The sequence below is a fragment of the Sphingomonas sp. LY54 genome (assembly GCF_035594035.1).
In the GTDB taxonomy this organism is placed as follows: Bacteria; Pseudomonadota; Alphaproteobacteria; order Sphingomonadales; family Sphingomonadaceae; genus Allosphingosinicella.
This window is the reverse complement of sequence record NZ_CP141588.1, coordinates 750,413-768,617: the sequence shown is the minus strand read 5'-3', so window position 1 is coordinate 768,617 and position 18,205 is coordinate 750,413. Positions and strand designations below refer to the sequence as shown.

At 69.1% G+C, this 18,205-nt stretch carries 19 protein-coding genes; 14 read left to right on the top strand and 5 right to left on the bottom strand.

Annotation, left to right across the window (positions count from 1 at the left end; all coding sequences use genetic code 11):
* The first annotated feature begins 45 nt into the window (after positions 1–45).
* From SH591_RS03835 to gspN, 13 genes are all read left to right on the top strand, one after another.
* Complete coding sequence (locus SH591_RS03835) at positions 46–2,745, top strand: TonB-dependent receptor domain-containing protein (RefSeq protein WP_324750601.1); 2,700 nt, start codon at positions 46–48, stop codon at positions 2,743–2,745.
* 214 nt (positions 2,746–2,959) lie between these two features.
* Positions 2,960–3,520, top strand: a complete 561-nt coding sequence (locus tag SH591_RS03830; RefSeq protein WP_324750600.1) for a type II secretion system protein N — start codon at positions 2,960–2,962, stop codon at positions 3,518–3,520.
* Positions 3,517–5,637, top strand: a complete 2,121-nt coding sequence (gene gspD, locus SH591_RS03825) for a type II secretion system secretin GspD (RefSeq protein ID WP_324750599.1) — start codon at positions 3,517–3,519, stop codon at positions 5,635–5,637. The genes SH591_RS03830 and gspD overlap by 4 nt, the downstream gene beginning before the upstream one ends.
* Positions 5,634–7,142 (top strand): GspE/PulE family protein, encoded by a 1,509-nt coding sequence (locus SH591_RS03820; protein ID WP_324750598.1) that lies wholly within the window; start codon positions 5,634–5,636, stop codon positions 7,140–7,142. The genes gspD and SH591_RS03820 overlap by 4 nt, the downstream gene beginning before the upstream one ends.
* Positions 7,135–8,361 carry a type II secretion system inner membrane protein GspF gene (gene gspF, locus SH591_RS03815; protein WP_324750597.1) on the top strand — a complete coding sequence of 409 codons (1,227 nt, stop codon included), beginning with the start codon at positions 7,135–7,137 and terminating at the stop codon, positions 8,359–8,361. Before SH591_RS03820 ends, gspF begins: the two co-directional genes overlap by 8 nt.
* Before the next feature lies 1 nt (position 8,362).
* Positions 8,363–8,797, top strand: a complete 435-nt coding sequence (gene gspG / locus SH591_RS03810; protein ID WP_324750596.1) for a type II secretion system major pseudopilin GspG — start codon at positions 8,363–8,365, stop codon at positions 8,795–8,797.
* Positions 8,769–9,254: a GspH/FimT family pseudopilin gene (locus SH591_RS03805; protein WP_324750595.1), complete on the top strand. Its 486-nt coding sequence runs from the start codon at positions 8,769–8,771 to the stop codon at positions 9,252–9,254. The genes gspG and SH591_RS03805 overlap by 29 nt, the downstream gene beginning before the upstream one ends.
* The gene (gspI, locus tag SH591_RS03800) at positions 9,241–9,609 is read left to right on the top strand and encodes a type II secretion system minor pseudopilin GspI (protein WP_322833040.1); all 369 of its coding nucleotides are present in this window, start codon (positions 9,241–9,243) and stop codon (positions 9,607–9,609) included. The genes SH591_RS03805 and gspI overlap by 14 nt, the downstream gene beginning before the upstream one ends.
* Positions 9,606–10,190 carry a type II secretion system minor pseudopilin GspJ gene (gene gspJ / locus SH591_RS03795; RefSeq protein WP_324750594.1) on the top strand — a complete coding sequence of 195 codons (585 nt, stop codon included), beginning with the start codon at positions 9,606–9,608 and terminating at the stop codon, positions 10,188–10,190. The genes gspI and gspJ overlap by 4 nt, the downstream gene beginning before the upstream one ends.
* The gene (gene gspK, locus SH591_RS03790; protein WP_324750593.1) at positions 10,187–11,179 is read left to right on the top strand and encodes a type II secretion system minor pseudopilin GspK; all 993 of its coding nucleotides are present in this window, start codon (positions 10,187–10,189) and stop codon (positions 11,177–11,179) included. The genes gspJ and gspK overlap by 4 nt, the downstream gene beginning before the upstream one ends.
* A gap of 5 nt (positions 11,180–11,184) precedes the next feature.
* Positions 11,185–12,300: a type II secretion system protein GspL gene (gspL, locus tag SH591_RS03785; RefSeq protein WP_324750592.1), complete on the top strand. Its 1,116-nt coding sequence runs from the start codon at positions 11,185–11,187 to the stop codon at positions 12,298–12,300.
* Positions 12,297–12,779 (top strand): type II secretion system protein GspM, encoded by a 483-nt coding sequence (gspM, locus tag SH591_RS03780; RefSeq protein ID WP_324750591.1) that lies wholly within the window; start codon positions 12,297–12,299, stop codon positions 12,777–12,779. The genes gspL and gspM overlap by 4 nt, the downstream gene beginning before the upstream one ends.
* The gene (gene gspN, locus SH591_RS03775) at positions 12,779–13,495 is read left to right on the top strand and encodes a type II secretion system protein N (protein WP_324750590.1); all 717 of its coding nucleotides are present in this window, start codon (positions 12,779–12,781) and stop codon (positions 13,493–13,495) included. The genes gspM and gspN overlap by 1 nt, the downstream gene beginning before the upstream one ends.
* 2 nt (positions 13,496–13,497) lie before the next feature.
* Here gspN and phoB read toward each other — a convergent pair whose 3' ends face one another.
* The 3 genes from phoB to SH591_RS03760 form a co-directional block, all read right to left on the bottom strand.
* The gene (gene phoB / locus SH591_RS03770; RefSeq protein ID WP_322833046.1) at positions 13,498–14,190 is read right to left on the bottom strand and encodes a phosphate regulon transcriptional regulator PhoB; all 693 of its coding nucleotides are present in this window, start codon (positions 14,188–14,190) and stop codon (positions 13,498–13,500) included.
* Positions 14,191–14,279: 89 nt separating this feature from the next.
* Positions 14,280–15,257 (bottom strand): CYTH domain-containing protein, encoded by a 978-nt coding sequence (locus SH591_RS03765; protein WP_324750589.1) that lies wholly within the window; start codon positions 15,255–15,257, stop codon positions 14,280–14,282.
* Between the two features lie 62 nt (positions 15,258–15,319).
* On the bottom strand, positions 15,320–16,084 hold the full coding sequence (locus SH591_RS03760; RefSeq protein ID WP_324750588.1) for an enoyl-CoA hydratase: 765 nt from the start codon (positions 16,082–16,084) through the stop codon (positions 15,320–15,322).
* 101 nt (positions 16,085–16,185) lie between these two features.
* Here SH591_RS03760 and SH591_RS03755 point away from each other — a divergent pair, with 101 nt between their 5' ends.
* Entirely contained in the window at positions 16,186–16,923 is a 738-nt protein-coding gene (locus SH591_RS03755) for a sulfite exporter TauE/SafE family protein (RefSeq protein ID WP_324750587.1), read from the top strand.
* On the opposite strand, the gene SH591_RS03750 is transcribed toward SH591_RS03755, so the two are convergent.
* Complete coding sequence (locus tag SH591_RS03750) at positions 16,920–17,408, bottom strand: DNA-deoxyinosine glycosylase (RefSeq protein ID WP_324750586.1); 489 nt, start codon at positions 17,406–17,408, stop codon at positions 16,920–16,922. The two genes, SH591_RS03755 and SH591_RS03750, sit on opposite strands and share 4 nt — an antisense overlap.
* Complete coding sequence (gene xth / locus SH591_RS03745) at positions 17,405–18,181, bottom strand: exodeoxyribonuclease III (protein WP_324750585.1); 777 nt, start codon at positions 18,179–18,181, stop codon at positions 17,405–17,407. The genes SH591_RS03750 and xth overlap by 4 nt, the downstream gene beginning before the upstream one ends.
* Positions 18,182–18,205 lie beyond the last annotated feature (24 nt).

Genomic DNA, 18,205 nt, shown 5'->3' with positions numbered 1-18,205 from the left:
CGGCCGCCGCCCCCTTCCTTTGTTCTTTGAGATTTGGGGGATAAAATGCCGAAGCCGCTTACTCTGGGGAGTTTGCTGCTCCTGACCACCGCCTTGTGGACGCCGGCCGCGCTCGCGCAGGACGTCGCCGAGCAGGGCCTGCCCGATACCGGCGACGCGCTCGCCCAGGCGCAGGAGCCGGTGGACGAGTCGGTCGACATCTCCGCGCCCGGCATGGACGGCGGCGAGGACATCGTCGTCACCGGCCGCTACATCCCCCAGCCGGTCCGCGCCACGCCCCAGGTCATCTCGGTCCTGTCGACCGAGGATATCGCCCGCACCGGCGACGGCGACATTGCCGGCGCGCTGCAGCGCGTCACCGGCCTCAGCGTCGTCGGCAACGGCTACGTCTATGTCCGCGGCCTCGGCGACCGCTATTCGCTGGCTTTGCTCAACGGCCTCGCTCTGCCGTCGCCCGAGCCGCTGCGCCGCGTCGTCCCGCTCGACATCTTCCCGACCAGCGTGCTCGCCAGCGCGGTCGTGCAGAAGAGCTATTCGGTCAATTATCCCGGCGAGTTCGGCGGCGGCGTCATCAATCTCACCACCTCGGCGATCCCCGAGGATTCGTTCCTCTCGATCGGCGGCAGCATCAGCGGCGACACCGAGACCACCGGCCAGCTCGGCTACACTTATTATGGCAGCGACACCGACTGGACCGGCTTCGACGACGGTTCGCGCGACATTCCGCCGTTGCTCAAGCAGGCGATGAACAGCGGTACCTTGATCAACGAAGGCGCCACCTTCAGCCGCCGCGACATCCAGGACATGGCGGCGGGCCTTGCCAACGCCTCGACCTCGCTCATTCAGCGCAACAAGAACATCCCGGCCAATTTCTCCGGCGATATCAGCGGCGGCAAATCGTGGGACATCGGCGACAGCCGCGTCGGCCTGATCGCCAGCTTCGGCTATAACAACAGCTGGCGCACCCGCGACGCGATCCAGCAGACCGGCGGCCTCAACACGGTCGCCACCGACTTCCGCTCGGTGCGCTCGGACAACCGCATCGTCGTCAACGGCCTGATCGGCCTCGGCGCCGAGATCGGCGAGCACAAGCTGCGCTGGACCAACCTCTATATCCGCGACACGCTGAAGCAGGCGCGGCTTTCCTCGGGCTACAGCCTGTCGGTCGGCGACCCCGATCCGGCGCTGCCGCCGCAGCTCATCCGCCAGGGCAGCGCCTGGTTCGAGCGCCAGCTGATCAACACCCAGTTCGTCGGCGAGTTCGACTTCGACCTCGTCAAGATGGACATCCGCGCGGGCTATGCGAACTCGCAGCGGGAGTCCCCGTACGAGCGCGAGTTCAGCTACGCCTACAGCACCGACGCCAACGACTACGTCAACAACCTGACCGCGACCGGCCAGTCGGCGAGCATCTCGTTCAGTGACCTCAACGAGGACGTCTACAATCTCGGCGCCGATTTCAGCTACGATCTGCCGACGCCGTTCGACGCCAGCCTCGGCTTCGGCCTCGCCTACCTCAACACCAAGCGCACCTCGTCGCGGCGCGACTTCGCGTTCCGCCCGGCCAACACGCTGAACCTCGCGGTCTCGCAGCAGCGCCCCGATTACCTGCTGTCCGACTACAATATCTACACCTACGACATCCTGATGGTGGAGACCTCGGCGCTCGCCGGGGCCGCCGCCTATGAAGCGGATCTCGAGGTGTTCGGCACCTACCTCCAGCTCACCGCCGAGCCGGTCGACGGCGTCCGCTTCAGCGGCGGCGTGCGCTACGAGGACGGCGTCCAGGGCGTTACCCAGATCGACCTGTTCAACCAGGGCGGTCTCGTCCAGACGCGGCCGCTGCATAAGAGCTACTTCCTGCCCGCGGCGACCGTGACCTGGAACTTCGCCGAGGACATGCAGCTGCGCTTCAACGCGTCGAAGACGCTGGCCCGGCCGCAGTTCCGCGAGCTGGCGCCGCAAATCTATCTCGACATCGATTCGGACCGCCAGTTCGTCGGCAATCCGTTCCTGATCGACAGCGAATTGCTCAACGCCGAAGCCCGCTACGAATGGTATTTCGGCCGCGACCAGCGCTTCAGCGTCGCCGGCTTCTTCAAGCGGATCGACAATCCGATCGAGGCGGTCGCGGCCTTCGCCGGCGGCGGCACGCTTCAGACGACCTTCGCCAACGCGCCCAAGGCCGATCTCTACGGCGTCGAGGTCGAGCTTCAGAAATATTTCCCGCTCGAGGGCCTCGGCGGGGACTTCTTCGCGGCGCGGCGGGCGGTGGCGATCGCCAACTATACCTACAGCGACTCCAAGCTGAAGGTGAAGGACGGCGACCAGACGCTGCTCAACGACAATCGCGGCTTCCGCCCGGCGTCGGAAGTGTTCGGCGACGGCGATCCGCTGACCGGCCAGTCCAAGCATATCGCCAACCTCCAGTTCGGCCTCGAGAATACCGACCGCCTGTCGCAGCAGACCTTACTGGTCACCTATGCCAGCAACCGCGTCACCAATCGCGGCCCGGTGCTCGGTTCGATCCGTCAGGCCGACATCGTCGAGAAGCCGGGCCTGCGGCTCGACTTCGTCGCCCGCGAGGGGATCGAGCTGTTCGGCGCGGAACTCGAGCTGAAGTTCGAGGCGCGCAACCTGCTCGGCACGAAATTCTCGGAATATCAGCAGGACGAAATCCGGATCACCAACAACGAATATGATCTCGGCACCAGCTTCTCGCTCGGCCTCGGCTTGAGGTTCTAGCGGGTAAGGTCCGGGCGGCGCCCCCCAGTGCGCCGCCCGGATTTCCCGTGCATATCGCGGCCGCGCGTCCCGGATCCGGGGTGCGCGGCTTTTTCGTTTGGCGCGGATCGGTACGGGCCGATCGGCGGCACGGACGGGCTGTCACGGACCTGTCACAAGATTAGCATCGAACCGTCATCCACGCGGCCTAATCGCAGGCCGTCCAGGAGACTTCATGCGTATCGCTCTCAATCCGGTCGCCCGCCGCCTGTTGCGTCGGGTCCCCCACCAGACGGCCTATTCCGCGCTCGAGCTGCTGCTCCTGGCGCTGATCGCGCTGCAATGCGCCCGCCTGGTATGGACGGCGCTGGCGCCAGTCGGGCCGGTCGGCGCTTGGCAGGCGGAAGGCGTTGCCAAGCCCGCACCGGCCGTCGCGGGTGCGACGACCGGGTTCGATCCGTTCTTCCGCCTCGCCGAAGCCGGCCCGGTCGCGGTCACCGCGCTCGATCTCAAGCTCCACGGCGTCAGCGAGAATCGCGCGTCGGGCGGCGGCTCGGCGATCATCGCCACGCCGGACGGCGCTCAGCGCAGCTTCGCGATCGGCGACGAGATCGCTCCCGGCGCGACTTTGACCGCGGTCGGCTTCGATCATGTCGTCGTTTCGCGCGGCGGCACGCCCGAGCGCCTGTTCCTCGATCAATCTTCGTCCGCGCCCGTGGTCGTCGGCGTGCCCGCGTCCGCGCCTGCGGCGCCCGTTACGGCCCCGGCCGCTGCCAAGGATGGTGCCCCGCAATGAAGTTTCGTGGTTGGTTTGTGGCGTTGGCGCTGGTTGCGGCGCCGGTTTCGCCGGCGTGGTCGCAATATGTTTTGAACCTGCGCGATGCGGACATTCGGGCGTTCATCGAGGATGCGGCGCGGGTGACGGGTCGGGCGATCGTGATCGACGGCGGGGTGCAGGGCAAGGTGTCGGTGGTGACGCAGCGGCCCTTGTCGCGCTCGGAATATTTCGAGTTGTTCCTGTCGACCCTGCGCGCCAACGGGCTGGTGGCGGTGCCGATTGCGGGCGGCGGGCTTCGCGTCCAGCCGGCGGCCGGCGCTGCCTCGTCGGGCTCGGCCGGGCGGCGGGCGGCGAGCCCGAGCAGCTTCGTCACCGAGATTTTCCGGCTGCGCCATATCGATGCCGCTTCGGCGGCCGAGACGGTGCGGCCTCTGGTCAGCAAGGACGGCTCGGTGACCGCCAACCGCAATTCGCTGGTGGTGGCCGACTTTGCCGACAATATCGCGCGCATCCGCGGCATATTGGCCGGGATCGACCGCGACACTGCGTCAACGCGAACGCTGGCGCTGGACAATGCCGGCGCGCGCGAGATCGCCGAGGCGCTGGGCGCGCTGGTCGGGCCCGATGCCAAGGTGTCGGTGGTGGCGGTCGACAGCGCCAATGCGATCGCGCTCAGGGGCGATGCGGCCACCGTGGCGCGGCTCGTCGAGATGGCGCGCGACCTCGACGCGCGCGCGGCCAGCGGCACCGAATTGCGCGTGGTGTTCCTCGAACATGCCGACGCCGAGCAATTGCTGCCGGTGATCCAGCAATTGCTCGGCCAGGCGCCGACCCCGGCGCGCTCGCAGGGGCTGGCGCGGACCAGCGGCAATGCCAACAATTCCCGCAGCGGCGGCACGTCGCCGCCGCCGCCTCCGCCCGCGGCGGCTGCCGCCGCGGCGAGCGGGGCGAGCGTGTTCGGCAACAAGACTACGGTGGTGACGCGGTTCGAGGGCGCCAATGCGATCGTCATCGCCGCCCCGGCCGACGTCCAGCGGCAATTGGGCGCGGTCATCCGCCAGCTGGACACGCGCCGCGCGCAGGTGCTGGTCGAGGCGATCATCGTCGAGATTTCCGACACGGCCGCCAAGCAGCTTGGCGTGCAATTGCTGATGGCGGGGCTGGAGGGGAGCAACATCCCGTTCGCGGTCACCAATTATTCCAACGCCTCGCCCAACATCCTGCCGATCGCGGGCGCGGTGGCGGCCGAGCGGCTGCGGCGGACGACGACCACGGTCAACGGCCAGGTCGTCACCACCACCCAGAATAGCGGGCTCGCCGACACGCTGCAGCAGGCGGCGGCGGCCGAGCTGCTCGGCGCGACCGGCGGCCTCGGCGGCTTCGCCTTGCGCAGCGGCCGCGAGATATTCGGGGCGATCATCAACGCGGTCCAGTCCGACAACCAGTCGAACATCCTCTCGACGCCCTCGATCATGACGCTCGACAATCAGGAGGCGCGGATCCTGGTCGGCCAGGAGATCCCGATCACGACCGGCGAGGCCTTGTCGGACAATTTCGACAACGCCTTCCGCACCGTCCAGCGCCAGAATGTCGGCATCTCGCTGGAGGTCAAACCGCAGATCAATGCCGGCGGCACGATCAAGCTCGACCTGAGGCAAGAGGTGAGCTCGATCGCCGGGCCGGTGTCGCGCGATTTTTCCGATCTGATCCTCAACAAGCGCGAGATCGAGACGACGATCACGGTCGATGATGGCGAGATCGTCGGCATTGGCGGGCTGCTCGACGACAATGAGCGGCGCACGATCGAGAAGATCCCGTTCCTCGGCGACCTGCCGGTGCTCGGCAATTTGTTCAAATCCAAGGGCAAGGCGCGCGCCAAGACGAACCTGATGGTGTTCATCCGGCCGACCATCCTGCGCTCGGCGGCCGACGCGCGGGCGATGACCGACCGCCGCTACGGCTACATACGCGGCCGCCAATATCTGCAGAACCCGGATGCCGAGCCGAGCCTCGACGAGCTTTTGCGCGAATATATGGGCGTCACCCCGCCCGGGCAGCCGCCGGCCGTGCCGGCGCCGCTCGATCCCGCGCTCTACGCGCCGGCCGTAACGCCGGCCGCAGAGGGCGCGCGATGAGCGAGGAAATTGCGGGCCCATCGACCCCGCTGCCGATCAACATTCCCTACGGCTTTGCCAAGCGCTTCGGCGTCGCTCTGACCGGCGAGCAGGACGGGCGGCTCCAGGTGGCGCTGCGCCAAGGCGGCGATCCGCGCGCCTTGATCGAGGTGCGGCGCTATCTGGCGCGGTCGTTCGACCTCGCGTTCGTGGCGGAAGAGGCGTTCGACCGCATCCTCTCCGAGCGCTATGCGATGGACGGCGAAGCGGCGGCGCATGCGGCGGGATCGCTCGGCCTTGGCGACGAGCTCGGCCTCATCGCCGGCGACCTTCCCAGTGCCGACGATTTGCTCGACAGCGCCGACGACGCGCCCGCCATCCGCCTCATCAACGGCATCATCGCCGACGCCGCCCGCCAGGGCGTCTCCGACATCCATGTCGAGCCCTATGAGACCGGGCTCGTCGTGCGGATGCGGATCGACGGCGTGCTGCGCGAGACTTTGCGCATGCCGCCCCATGTCGCGCCGGTGATCGTCAGCCGCATCAAGGTGATGGCGCGCCTCGACATCGCCGAGCGGCGCGTGCCCCAGGACGGCCGCATCGGCCTCAGCCTCGGCGGCAAGCTTCTCGACGTGCGCGTCTCGACGCTGCCGAGCCGGGCCGGCGAGCGGGTCGTGCTGCGCATCCTCGACAAGGACAAGGCCGGCATATCGCTCGAACTGCTCGGCATGCCGCCGGCGATCGACCAGCTCTACCGCGCCGCTCTCGCCGAGCCCAACGGCATCGTGCTCGTCACCGGCCCGACCGGATCGGGCAAGACCACCACGCTCTATGCGGGCCTCAAGCAACTGAACGACGGCGCGCGCAACATCCTCACCGTCGAGGACCCGGTCGAATATGCGGTCGACGGCGTCGGCCAGACCCAGGTCAACGCCAAGGTCGGCTTCACCTTCGCCAGCGGGCTGCGCGCGATCCTGCGCCAGGACCCCGACGTCGTCATGGTCGGCGAGATCCGCGACCGCGAGACCGCCGACATCGCCGTCCAGGCCTCCTTGACCGGCCACCTCGTCCTCTCCACCGTCCACACCAACGACGCGATCGGCGCCATCACCCGCCTGCGCGACATGAAAATCGAACCCTTCCTCCTCGCTTCCTCCCTCAGAGCCGTCATCGCCCAAAGACTGGTCAGAAGACTCTGCCCAAGCTGCCAGGTGCCGGTGGCGGCCTCCGGCTCGGTTTGCGCTCTGCTCGGCTTCGACAGCGGTACCGTAATTCACGAAGCCCGGGGTTGCGCCGAGTGCGGAAATAGCGGGTATAAGGGCCGCATCGGCGTGTTCGAGGCCGTCCGCATCGACGACACGATCCGCCGCCTGATCAACTCCGGAGCCGACGAGGCCGTGATCTCCAGCCATGCCTTCCGCAACGCGCAGAATCTGGGGTCGGCGGCGCGGGCCTTGGTGGAGCAGGGCGTGACCACCGCCGAGGAAGCGATCCGGATCTCGCGGCGCGAGGCCGAAAATGTCTAGCTTCGACTATCTGGCAGTCGACACGGCCGGGCGCGAGCGCCGCGGCAGCGTGAGCGCGCCGGGCATCGACGAGGCGCGCGACCTTCTGTCGGCGCGCAGCCTGTTCGTCGTCCGCCTGGCGCCCGGCACCGCCAGGAGCGAGCGGCCGCTGCTTTCGGCCGGGCTGGGCCTAGGCCGGCGGCGCAAGCTTTCCGCCAAGCAATTGACCCTGTTCACGCGCCAGCTCGCCACCCTGGTTCAGGTCAGCCCGCTCGAGGAGGCGTTGCGCACGATCGGGCGGCAGGCGGAGCAGGAGCATGTCCGCCGCATCCTGATCGCCGTCCACGCCGCGGTGCTGGAGGGGCGGCGGCTGTCGCAGGCGATGGCCCGCGAGCCGGCGAGCTTCCCGCCGCTCTACCGCGCCATGATCTCGGCCGGCGAAGCCTCGGGCACGCTGGCGCACATCCTGGAGCGGCTGTCGGACCTGCTCGAGCGGCAGGCGCTGGTCCGGGGCAAGGTGCTGAGCGCGCTCGCCTACCCGGTCGTGCTCGCGTTCGTCGCCAGCTTCGTCGTGATGGCGCTGATGGTGTTCGTTGTGCCCAAAGTGGTCGAACAATTTGACGGCGTCGGCCAGCAATTGCCGCTGCTGACGCGGATCGTGATTGCGCTTTCGGAATTTCTCGCCGCCTGGTGGTGGCTGCTGCTCGCCGCCCTTGTCGGCATCGCCCTGCTCAGCGCGCGCGCCTTGCGCGACGAGGCGCTGCGGCTGCGGTTCGATGCCGGGCTGCTGCGACTGCCGCTGATCGGCCGGCTGATCCGCGACCTCAATGCGGCGCGCATGGCGCGGACCCTGTCGACGATGGTCGCGAGCCGGCTGCCGCTGCTGGAGGGGCTGAAGCTCACCACCGAAACGGTCCATAACCGCGTGCTGCGCAAGGCCTCGACCGACATCACCGAGGCGGTGCGCACCGGCGGCAGCCTGTCGGCGGCGCTGAAGCGAACCGGCGTGTTCCCGCCCTTGCTCGTCTATCTGGCGGCGAGCGGCGAGGCGAGCGGCAAGCTCGACACGATGCTCGAGCGCGCCGCCGATTATCTGGAACGCGAATTCGACGGCTTCACCGCAACGGCGCTGGCCCTGCTCGAGCCGGCGATCATCATTGTCATGGGAGTGGTCGTGGCGCTGATCGTGCTGTCGATCCTGCTCCCGATTCTCCAGCTCGATACGCTGGCAGGGGGTTAGAATGCAGAAAGTCGTGACGCGTCTGAAGGCCTGGCGGAGGCTGCGCCGCCGGCGCGCCGAACAGGGCTTCACCCTGGTCGAACTGATGGTCGTGATCGTCATCATGGGGCTGCTCGCGACCGTGGTCGTGATCAACGTCATGCCGGCGCAGGATACCGCGCGGGTCAAGAAGGCCGAGGCCGATATCGCTCTGCTCGAGCAGGCCGCCGAAATGTACCGGCTGAACAAGCTCGATTATCCGGCGGGCGGGCAGGGGCTGCAGGCGTTGGTCAGCGAAGGCTTCGTCAAGCGACTGCCCGACGATCCCTGGGGCAATCCCTATCATTATGCCGCTCCCGGGGGCGAGGGGCGCGCCTTCGACATCTACAGCTATGGCGCGGACGGGCGCGAGGGCGGCGAAGGCGACGATGCGGACATCGGCAACTGGAAGAGCTGACATCCGGCCCCGGTGCGATCGCGGCGAGCAGGGCTTCACGCTCATCGAGCTGCTGGTCGTGCTGGTGCTGCTCGGCCTGATGTCGGCCGCGGTGATCGTGGCGATGCCCGACCCGCGCGGCGCGCTGGTGGCCGAGGCCGAGCGCTTCGCCGCCCGCACCGCCGCGGCCCAGGAGAAAGCGATCACCGACGCCCGCGCGATGGCGGTCCGGGTCGGCGCCGCCGGCTACGGCTTCGACGTGCGCGAGGCCGGCGCATGGCGTCCGCTCGACCGCAAGCCGTTCGTCGACCAGGCGTGGAGCGAAGGCGTGACGGCCGGCGTCGGCGGCGAGGGGATCGTGCGGATCACGCTCGACCCGACCGGCATCGCCGTGCCGGCGCGGATCGTGCTGCAGCGCGCTGGCGAACAGGTGGCGGTCGAGATCGGCGCCGACGGGAATGTCCGTGTCGGCGGCTGACCCCAGCGAACAGGGCTTCACGCTCGTCGAGATGCTGGTCGCGCTCGCGATCTTCAGCCTCGCCGCGCTCGCCTTGCTGCGGCTCGAAGGCGCGACGCTCGCCAACACAACGCGGCTCGACGAGCAGGCGATCGCCCAGATCGTCGCGCGCAACATCGCCGTCGAGACGATGACCGACCCGCGCGCGCCGGCCCTGGGCGAGGAACGCGGCGAGACGGTGAACGGCGGCCGCCGCTGGGCGTGGAAGCGGGTGACCGCGCTGTCGCCCGAACCGCGCATCCAGATGATCACCGTCTCGGTCGAAGGCGCGGCCGGCGGCGCGACGCTCACTCTGTTCCGGCGGGCCGAACAATGACTCGCCCGCAGGAAGCCGGTTTCACATTGGTCGAGTTGCTCGTCGCCCTGTTCATCTTCGGGCTGCTGTCGGCGGCCGGCGTCGCCTTGCTCTCGTTCAGCGTGCGCGCGCAGGACGCGGCCGACACCCGGCTCGACGCGCTGTCGGCGCTGCGGCGAGCGAACGCGCTGATCGGCGCCGATCTGGCCCAGGCGACGCCGCGGATCAGCCGCGACGAGGCGGGTGCGGTCCGCCCCGCCTTCGACGGGGCGGCTGATTCGCTGATGCTGGTCCGGCGTGGCTGGGAGAATTTCGACGGCGCGCCGCGGCCCTCGCTGCAGAAGGTCGAATATCGGCTGCTCGGCGACCGGCTCGAGCGGCGCGGCTATTTCCATGTCGACGGCGCGCAGCCGCTGGAGAGCGTGACTTTGCTGACCGGCGTGCGGCGGATGGGCCTGCGCTATCGCGACGCGGAAGGCGCCTGGCGCGACCGCTGGGACCCGACCCGGATCACCGATCTGCCCAGCGCGGTCGAACTGGTCGTCGACAGCGAGAACGAAGGCACGGTCCGCCAGCTTTTCGCCGTGGGCGCGCCCTCGTGAAGCGCCAGGTGCCTCCCGGCGAGCAGGGCGCTGCCCTGCTGACGGTGCTGTTGCTGGTCGCGGTGATGGGCGCGCTCGCGGCTGCCGCCTTCGAGAAATTACGCCTGTCGACCGCGCTCGCCGCCAATTCCGCGGCGCTCGAACAGGCGCGTGCTTTCGCGACCGGGATCGAATCGCTGCTTACTTTGCGGGTCGACGACATCCTCGCCGCCAGCCCGGAGAAGACGACGCTCATGGGCGGCTGGAACGGCGCCGAGCGGCAAATTCCCTTGCCCGGCGGCGGGATCGCCCGCGCCACTGTGCGCGACGGCGGCAATTGCTTCAATATCAACAGCCTCGGCGAGGGCGACATCCCGACCGCGCTCGCGCCGCGTCCGTCCGGCATCGCCCAGTTCGTCGGCCTGATGCGGGCGCTCGAGATCCCGGAAGGGTCGGCGCGGCGCGTCGCCGAAGCGGCGGGCGACTGGATCGACGGCGACGACGTTCCCAGCCAGCAGGGCGCCGAGGATTCGGCTTATGCCGAGCGCGAGCAGCCCTACCGCACCGGCAACACCTTGTTCGCCGACGTCAGCGAACTGCGCGCGCTGAGCGGCATGACCGCGGAGATTTACGAACGGGTGCGGCCGTTTCTGTGCGCGCTTCCGGCGGCCGAGCTTTCGCCGATCAACGTCAATACGCTGACGCCCGAGCAGGCGCCGCTGATCGCGATGCTTGCGCCCGACCAGATCAGCCTCGATGCGGCGCGGCAGGTGATCGCCTCGCGGCCGGTGGCCGGATGGAGCGACCTGGGCGAATTCTACCGGACGCCGGGGCTCGCCGAGGTGCAGATTCCCGGCGACATCCTCGGCCAGCCGCAAGTGAAGACTAGCTGGTTCCGCATCGATCTGCGCATTGCGTTGCGGGAAGCGGAACTGCAGGAATCGGCGCTCGTCGATGCGCGCCAGGGGGGCGCCCGCATCGTCGCCCGCACATGGGGGGAAGTGGATTGAGCGGCGTGGATAGTCTCCTGGTCTTCGTAGGTCCGCTGGGCGAGGCCGAAGGCTGGCTGCTGGTCGAAGGCGACCGCGTCGCGCGGCGCGGCGACGGGCTTGACGGGCTGCCGCTGCTCGCGGACCCGGGGAGCGGCGACCCGCTGCGCATCGTCACGGTGGTGCCCGGCGAGGAAGTGACCGTGCACTGGCTCGAGCTGCCCGCCGGCCTCGCCCCCGCGCAGGCGCTCGTCGCCGGGCGGATGGCCGCGGCGGACGTCAGCGCGGAAGGGCTGGCCGATCTCCATGTCGCGGTCGGCGGCGAGGCGGAAGGCGGCGGCCTTCGCGCGGTCGCGCTCACGCCGGTGCTGCGCATGACGCGCTGGATCGAGCAGCTCCAGGCGCACGGGCTAGACCCCGACGCGATCGTGCCCAAGCCGCTGCTGCTGGTGCCGCCCGAGCAGGGCTTTGCCCGCTTCGCGCGCGGCGACGCGCCGCTCTACCGCGGCGCCACCGAAGCGTTTAGCATCGAACCTGAATTGGCCGGCGTGATCGTCGGCGACGCGCCGGTGACGGATCTGGACCGGGCTGCGTTCGAGGAGGGGCTCGCCGCCGCGCTTGCCGCGATGCCGGTCGACCTGCGCCAGGGCGCGTTCGCCAAAAGGCGGCGCTGGAAGATCGAATGGCCTTGGGTACGGCGGATCGCGGCGCTCGCCATCGCCCTGCTGGCGGTGACGCTGGCGATCCAGCTCGCCTCCATCCTGCGCTACACCCATGCCGCCGATGCGCTCGAAGCCGAGACGCAGGCGGTCGCGGCAAGCGTGCTTCCGCCCGGTACGAATGCCAGCGATCCGGCCCGGCGCCTCGCCGAACGTGTCGCCGACCTGCGCGGCAGCGGCGCGGGCTATACTGCGATCACCTCGGCCTTGTTCGCCGCGGTGCGCGCCACCGCCGGAGTCGAGCTCGGCGCATTCACCTTCGAGCGGGACGGCAGCCTGCGCGTCGCAGTGCTCGCCGACACGCCGGCGAACGTCGCCTTGCTGCAGCAGCGGATCGAGGCGGCCGGCTTCGCGACCCAGGCCGGACAGACACAGAGCGCCGGCGGGAGGCCGATGATGGAAATGACGGTGCGCGCGCGATGAATGCGAGCCTCAAAGCCTGGTGGCGCAGCCGCACCTTGCGCGAGCAGAGGCTGCTGCTCGTGATGGCGGCGCTCGCCGCGATCCTTCTCTCCTGGCTGCTGATCGTGCGGCCCTTGTCGGATGCGCTCTCGTCGGCCCGGGAGCGGCACGGCGAGGCGGTGGTGGCGCTGGCCCAGGCGCGCGCGCAGGCCAAGCTGGTGACCCAATTGCAGGGTGAGGTGGCACCCCGCGCATCGGGTCCGGTCGATGCGCTGCTGATGCGGACCGCGAACGAGACCGGGTTCAAGGTTGCGCGCGTGGACAGTGCGGGCTCGGCCCGGGCGACGATCGCGATCGAGGCGGCGCGACCGCAGGCCTTCTTCCAGTGGGTGGACCGGATGGAGAATCAGGAAGGGCTGCTGGTGGAGCGGCTGAAGGCGACCGCGAACAGCGACCAGACCCTCGCCATCGAGGCCACGTTCCGAGCGAGGGCCCTGTAATGCGTATCCGATTGCCGCTGGGCCGCACGCTCTTTCTTGTGTCGGCTTTCCTGTTCGCGATCGTGGCGCTGTTGCCGCTGCGGTTGGCGCTCGACTGGCTGGCGCTCGACGAACGCGGTTTCGCCGCGCGCGAGGCGAAGGGGAGTTTGTGGCTAGGCGCGCTCAGCGAAGCGCAGTTCGGCTCGGTGGCATTGGGCGACCTGCGCGCGAGCCTGCGGACCTTGCCCTTGTTCGTCGGACGCGCGCGCGTCGATCTGGTCCGCGACGACGACACGGAGCCGTTCCAGGCGTCGGTCACGCTGTCGCGCAATCGGTTCTTGATCGACGACATGACCGGGCCGCTCGCGATCGGCGGCGCGCTGGCGCCCCTGCCGATCGGCAAGCTCGCCTTCGAGGACGTCAGCGCCCACTTCACCGACGGCATGTGCAGCAGCGCCGAGGGCCGGGTGAAGGCCGACGTCGCGGGCGAGGCGGGCGGCCTGCCCTTGCCCTCCGCGCTCAGCGGCAATGCCCGCTGCGACCAAGGCGCATTGCTGCTGCCGCTGGCCAGCCAGAGCGGGATGGAATCGCTCAACCTGCGCCTGTTCGACGACGGCCGCTACGAGGTCGCGCTGGCGATCCGACCGGCCGACGACGGCATGCGCGACGCGTTGCTCGCCGCGGGCTTCCGGCTGACCGCCACCGGCTATGTGCTGGAGGCCGCGGGCGCGCTCTGAGCCTAGTCGAACTGGTCGAGTGCGTAGCCGGCCGAGCGGACGGTGCGCAGCAGATCCGGCCGGCCGTCCGCGTTAAGGGCGCGGCGCAGACGCCGGATATGGACGTCGACGGTGCGCGAATCGATGTCGGGATCGTGGCCCCAGACCGCGCTCAGCAGCCGCTGGCGGGAGAAGACGCGGCGCGGATTTTCCATGAAATAGCGCAGCAGCCGGAATTCGGTCGGGCCGAGGCTTACCGTCGTGCCGCGCCTTTTCACCTTGTGGCTGGTCACGTCCATCTCGACGTCGGCGAAATGGAGCATCTCGCCGACCAAGGCGGGGCGCGCCCGGCGCATCACGGCGCGCACGCGCGCGACCAACTCGCGCGGGCTGAACGGCTTGGTCACATAATCGTCGGCGCCGGTCTCGAGGCCGCGCACTCGATCGGATTCCTCGCCGCGCGCGGTGAGCATGATGATCGGCACGTTGCGGGTCTCCTGCACGGCCCGCAGCCGGCGGCACACCTCGATCCCGGAAAGCTCCTCGAGCATCCAGTCGAGCAGGATTACGTCGGGCGTCGTCGCAGCCGCCAGGCTGAGCGCTTCCTCCCCATTGCCGGTATGCTGGACGTGGAAGTCCTCGCTCTCAAACCGGTAGGCGAGCAGCTCGACGATGGCGGGGTCGTCCTCGACCAGGAGCAATCGCGTTTTGGACACCCGCAGCTCTCTTCCCTGTAGTTCTTATCTGGGTCCGTTTCAGCAGCCCCGCGTGACAGGATGGTGACCGTTCGATGACGCGGGTCCGATTAGGCTGCGACAGGCTCGGAACTTTGCTCGCAGACGATCCAGTGCAGGATGTCGATCATCGTCGCCTGGAAGGCGCGCTGGTCGAGGAGATGGCCGACGCGCTCCCAGTGGCCGCTTGCGAGCAACCGTTCGGCGTCGCCTATCGCGCGCTGGAAGCGCGCGGCGTCCGGTCCGGCCGCGCTGCGCAGCGCCAGGCCGAGGCGGCGCAAGGCGATCCGGCATTCGCGCAGGGCAGGGGGCGAGCGCTGGGCGAGCAAGGGCTCGTTACAGCGGAAGTGGCGCAGGCAGGCGAGCGCGACGGCGGGCCATGACGGGTCGCCCGGAGCGCAAGCCAGGTCGCCGGCCCGTTGCCCGCGGACGACGGCGTCGACCCGCCCGCCGAGCATGAGGCGGCCGCGGTCGCTCTTGGTGAGCACGCCGAGACGCAGGGGCACGCTGGCGTGGAGCGCGCGGGCCATTGCGAACAGCGCGTCCTGCTGGCCGCCGAGCAGTTCCAGCTCGACCTCGGCGAACGACTGGCGCCGCCCGTCGGCAATGACGCGGGCGCGGTCGTGAATGACCTCGATCCGCCCGCCGTGGTGATCCACTTCCCAAGAGCGGCGGATCATGATCGTGCGGAAGGCGGCGCGCAGCGCATCGGCCGGACCTGCGAGCAGGCCGGCGAGCGGCGTGTCGGCGGCAAGGCCGACGTCGGGCTCGGGCCCGTCGACGGGCCATTCCCATTCCGTGCGGTCGTGGAGTCCGGCCGCTCCCTTCCGGCTGCCCTTGAGCGTCTGGACGTGGCGGCCGTCCGCCTGCCGCACCCGCAATGTCAGCCCCGCCGCGCGCAGCGCAGCATTCCCGGTGTCGTAATAGATGGAGACTGCACGCCGGGCGCGGGACGGGACGTCTTTGAGCAGCGGGTGCGATCCGAGCGCTTCCGCCGCGTCGGCATCGGTTTCCAGCTTGAGCTCGAGCTCGCGCGCACCTTTCGTCATCCGCTCTTCCCCCAGCGCACCATTCAGCAGCCGGGGGTGACAGTTTAATGACGCGGCGCCCCCTATTCGGGCCGAGGGCCGAAGCGCGGGGGGCGTTTTTCGAAGAAGGCGGTGAAGGCCTCGATCGCCTCGGCCGAGCGCAGCCGATCGCCGAACAGGGCGCCTTCGGCTGCAATCCTCTCTTCGATCGAGCAGGGCGGGGCGTTGAGCAATTGCTTGGTAAGCTGCACCGCCTCGGGCGGCTTGGCGGCGACGCGCAGAGCGAGCGCGCGCAGCTGCGCCTCCAGCTCGTCGTTTCCGACGAGATGCGTGACGATGCCATATTCGAAGGCGGTCTCGGCATCGAACGGCTCGGCGAGGATGAGGTGCTTGGCGGCGCGCTGGCGGCCGATCTGGCGCGGCAGGATCAGCGAGCTTGCTGCCTCGGGGACCAGAGCGAGATCGACGAACGGCATCACGAAGCTGGCGCTGGTGGTGGCGACCACGAGGTCGCAATGGAGCAGCATCGTGGTGCCGATGCCGATCGCCGAGCCTTCGACCCCGGCGACGACGACCTTGGGGAAGGCGGCGATCGTGCGCAGGAAGCGGAAGACCGGCATGTCGGTGCCCGACGGGCGCTCGGCCATGAAGTCCTTGATGTCGTTGCCGGAGGTAAACAGGCCGCCATTGCCCGAGATGGTGACGACGCGCACGGCCGGATCCTCGGCCGCCCGGGCGAGCGCATCGGCGAGCGCGGCGTACATCGCCACGGTGATCGCATTCTTCTTGTCCGGACGGTTGAGCCGGATCTCCATGACCGGGCCGTCGGTGCTGACCAATATATCCATGAGCAGGCGTCCTCCCTCGTGCCCGGCATAGAGGAGCTTGGCGGGCCGCAGAAGCCTTTCTATCGAGGTCCCGCGCGGACGTCCGTGCGGGAGGATATTCGTTGCTGACCTTGTTGCTGCTGTTCGCCGCCGGGATCTGGGCCGGCGCCCAGAATGCGCTCGCCGGCGGCGGTTCGTTCGTGACGTTGCCGGCCCTGATGCTGGCGGGGCTCGACGCGCGGCTCGCCAATATCGCCTCGACCATCGCGATGTTTCCCGGCCAGGTGGTGAGCGGGATCGCCGGACGCTCGATGATCGAGGACATGCCCGGGCTGCGCTTCCGCACTTTGGCCTGGATCAGCCTGGTCGGCGGGGCGTTCGGCGCCTTTCTGCTGCTCGCTACCTCGGCGGCGTCGTTCGCGCGGCTGGTGCCGTGGTTGGTCCTGTTCGCGACGGCGGTGTTCGCGTGGGGCAATTTCGGGCGCAAGCCGGCGGCGGCGCATCTCGGGCCGCAGACGGCGGCGGCGATGCAGGGCGCGGTGGCGGTCTATGGCGGCTATTATAGCGGCGGCATCGGCTTCCTGATGATGGCGGTGATGACGATGGCGGGCATGAAGGTGCGCGGCGCCGGTGCTGCTAAGAACGTGCTGGCCGGCCTCATCAATGCCTCGGCGGTGCTGATCTTCCTCTATGCGACGCGGGTGCCTTTGCTCCAGGTCGCGGTGCTCGGATCAGGCGCGGTTGCCGGCGGGCTGTGGGGCGTATGGCTACTGCGCCGCGTCAACGAAACCGTGCTCAAAGTCGGCATCGTCTTGCTCGGGATCGGCCTCGCGATCGGCCTGTTCCTGAGTCAGCCTTAGGCCAGGAACGCGCGCAGCGTCAGCCAGCGCTCCAGCTTGATTTCGAACGCCAGAGTGAAGGCGGGACTGCTCGACGGCAGTGGCACGAGCGCGAAGGGCGTGTCGGCGCCCAGCTCCTTCATGCCGAGCCGCGCCGAGGTGCCGCCGTTGAAGGCGACGGCGCGCAGGTCCGGCAGGCCGGCGGCGAGTTCGGCAAGCGGGTTCGCCTCGTGCTCGCGGATCGCGCCGTCGAGGCTGCCGGGACGCAGCGCCGAGCCGACCACATCCCACAGGCCGACCCGGTGGCGGAGCAGGGTGGCCAAGCGTTCCTCATAGGAGAGCGGGACGAGGTCCACGTCGATCACGGCGCCGATCAGCCGCCAGAACTGGTTGCGCGGATTGGCGTAGTAACGCTGCGCCGCCAGCGACATCTCGCCGGGCAGGCTGCCGAGGACGAGGAGGCGGGTGCGCGCGTCCGTGAACGGCGCGAACGAGCTTTTCCTCATGCGTCGGCAAGCTCGACCCAGGCGGGGGCGTGGTCACTCGCTTTCTCGCGGCCGCGCACCTCGCGGTCGACCCCGGCAGCGCGGAGCCGCCCGGCCGCGACCGGGCTGAGCAGGAGATGGTCGATGCGGAGGCCGGCGTTGCGGCTCCAGGCGTTCCGGAAATAATCCCAGAATGTGTAGATCGGTTCGTCGGGGTGGAGCGCGCGGATCGCGTCGGTCCAGCCCTGCGCGAGCAGCTCAACATAAGCGGCGCGCGGCTCGGGCTGGAGCAAAGCGTCGTCCTTCCAGCTGCGCGTGTTGTAGATGTCGAAATCGGTGGGCACGACATTGTAGTCGCCGGCGAGGATGACGGGCAGGCCGGTCGCGACCAGTTCGGCGGCGTGAGCGTTCAATCGCTCGAACCATTTGAGCTTATAGTCGAACTTGGGGCCGGGCCGGGGGTTGCCGTTCGGCAGATAGAGGCAGCCGATGAGGACGCCGTTCACCGCCGCCTCGATATAGCGCGAGTGCAGATCCTCCGGGTCGCCGGGCAGGCCGCGCCGCGTCTCGACCGGATCGCAGCCGCGCGCCAGGATGGCGACACCGTTCCAGCGGCTCTGGCCGTGCCAGATCGCGCCGTATCCGGCCTTGGCGATCGCGGCTTCGGGGAAATTGTCCTGCGGGGCTTTTAGCTCCTGCAGGCAGGCGACGTCGGGCTGCGTTTCCTCCAGCCATTCGAGCAGGCGCTCGAGCCGGCCGTTGATGCCGTTGACGTTGAAGGTCGCGATCCTCACGCCTTCTGGCTAGCGACTCGGCGT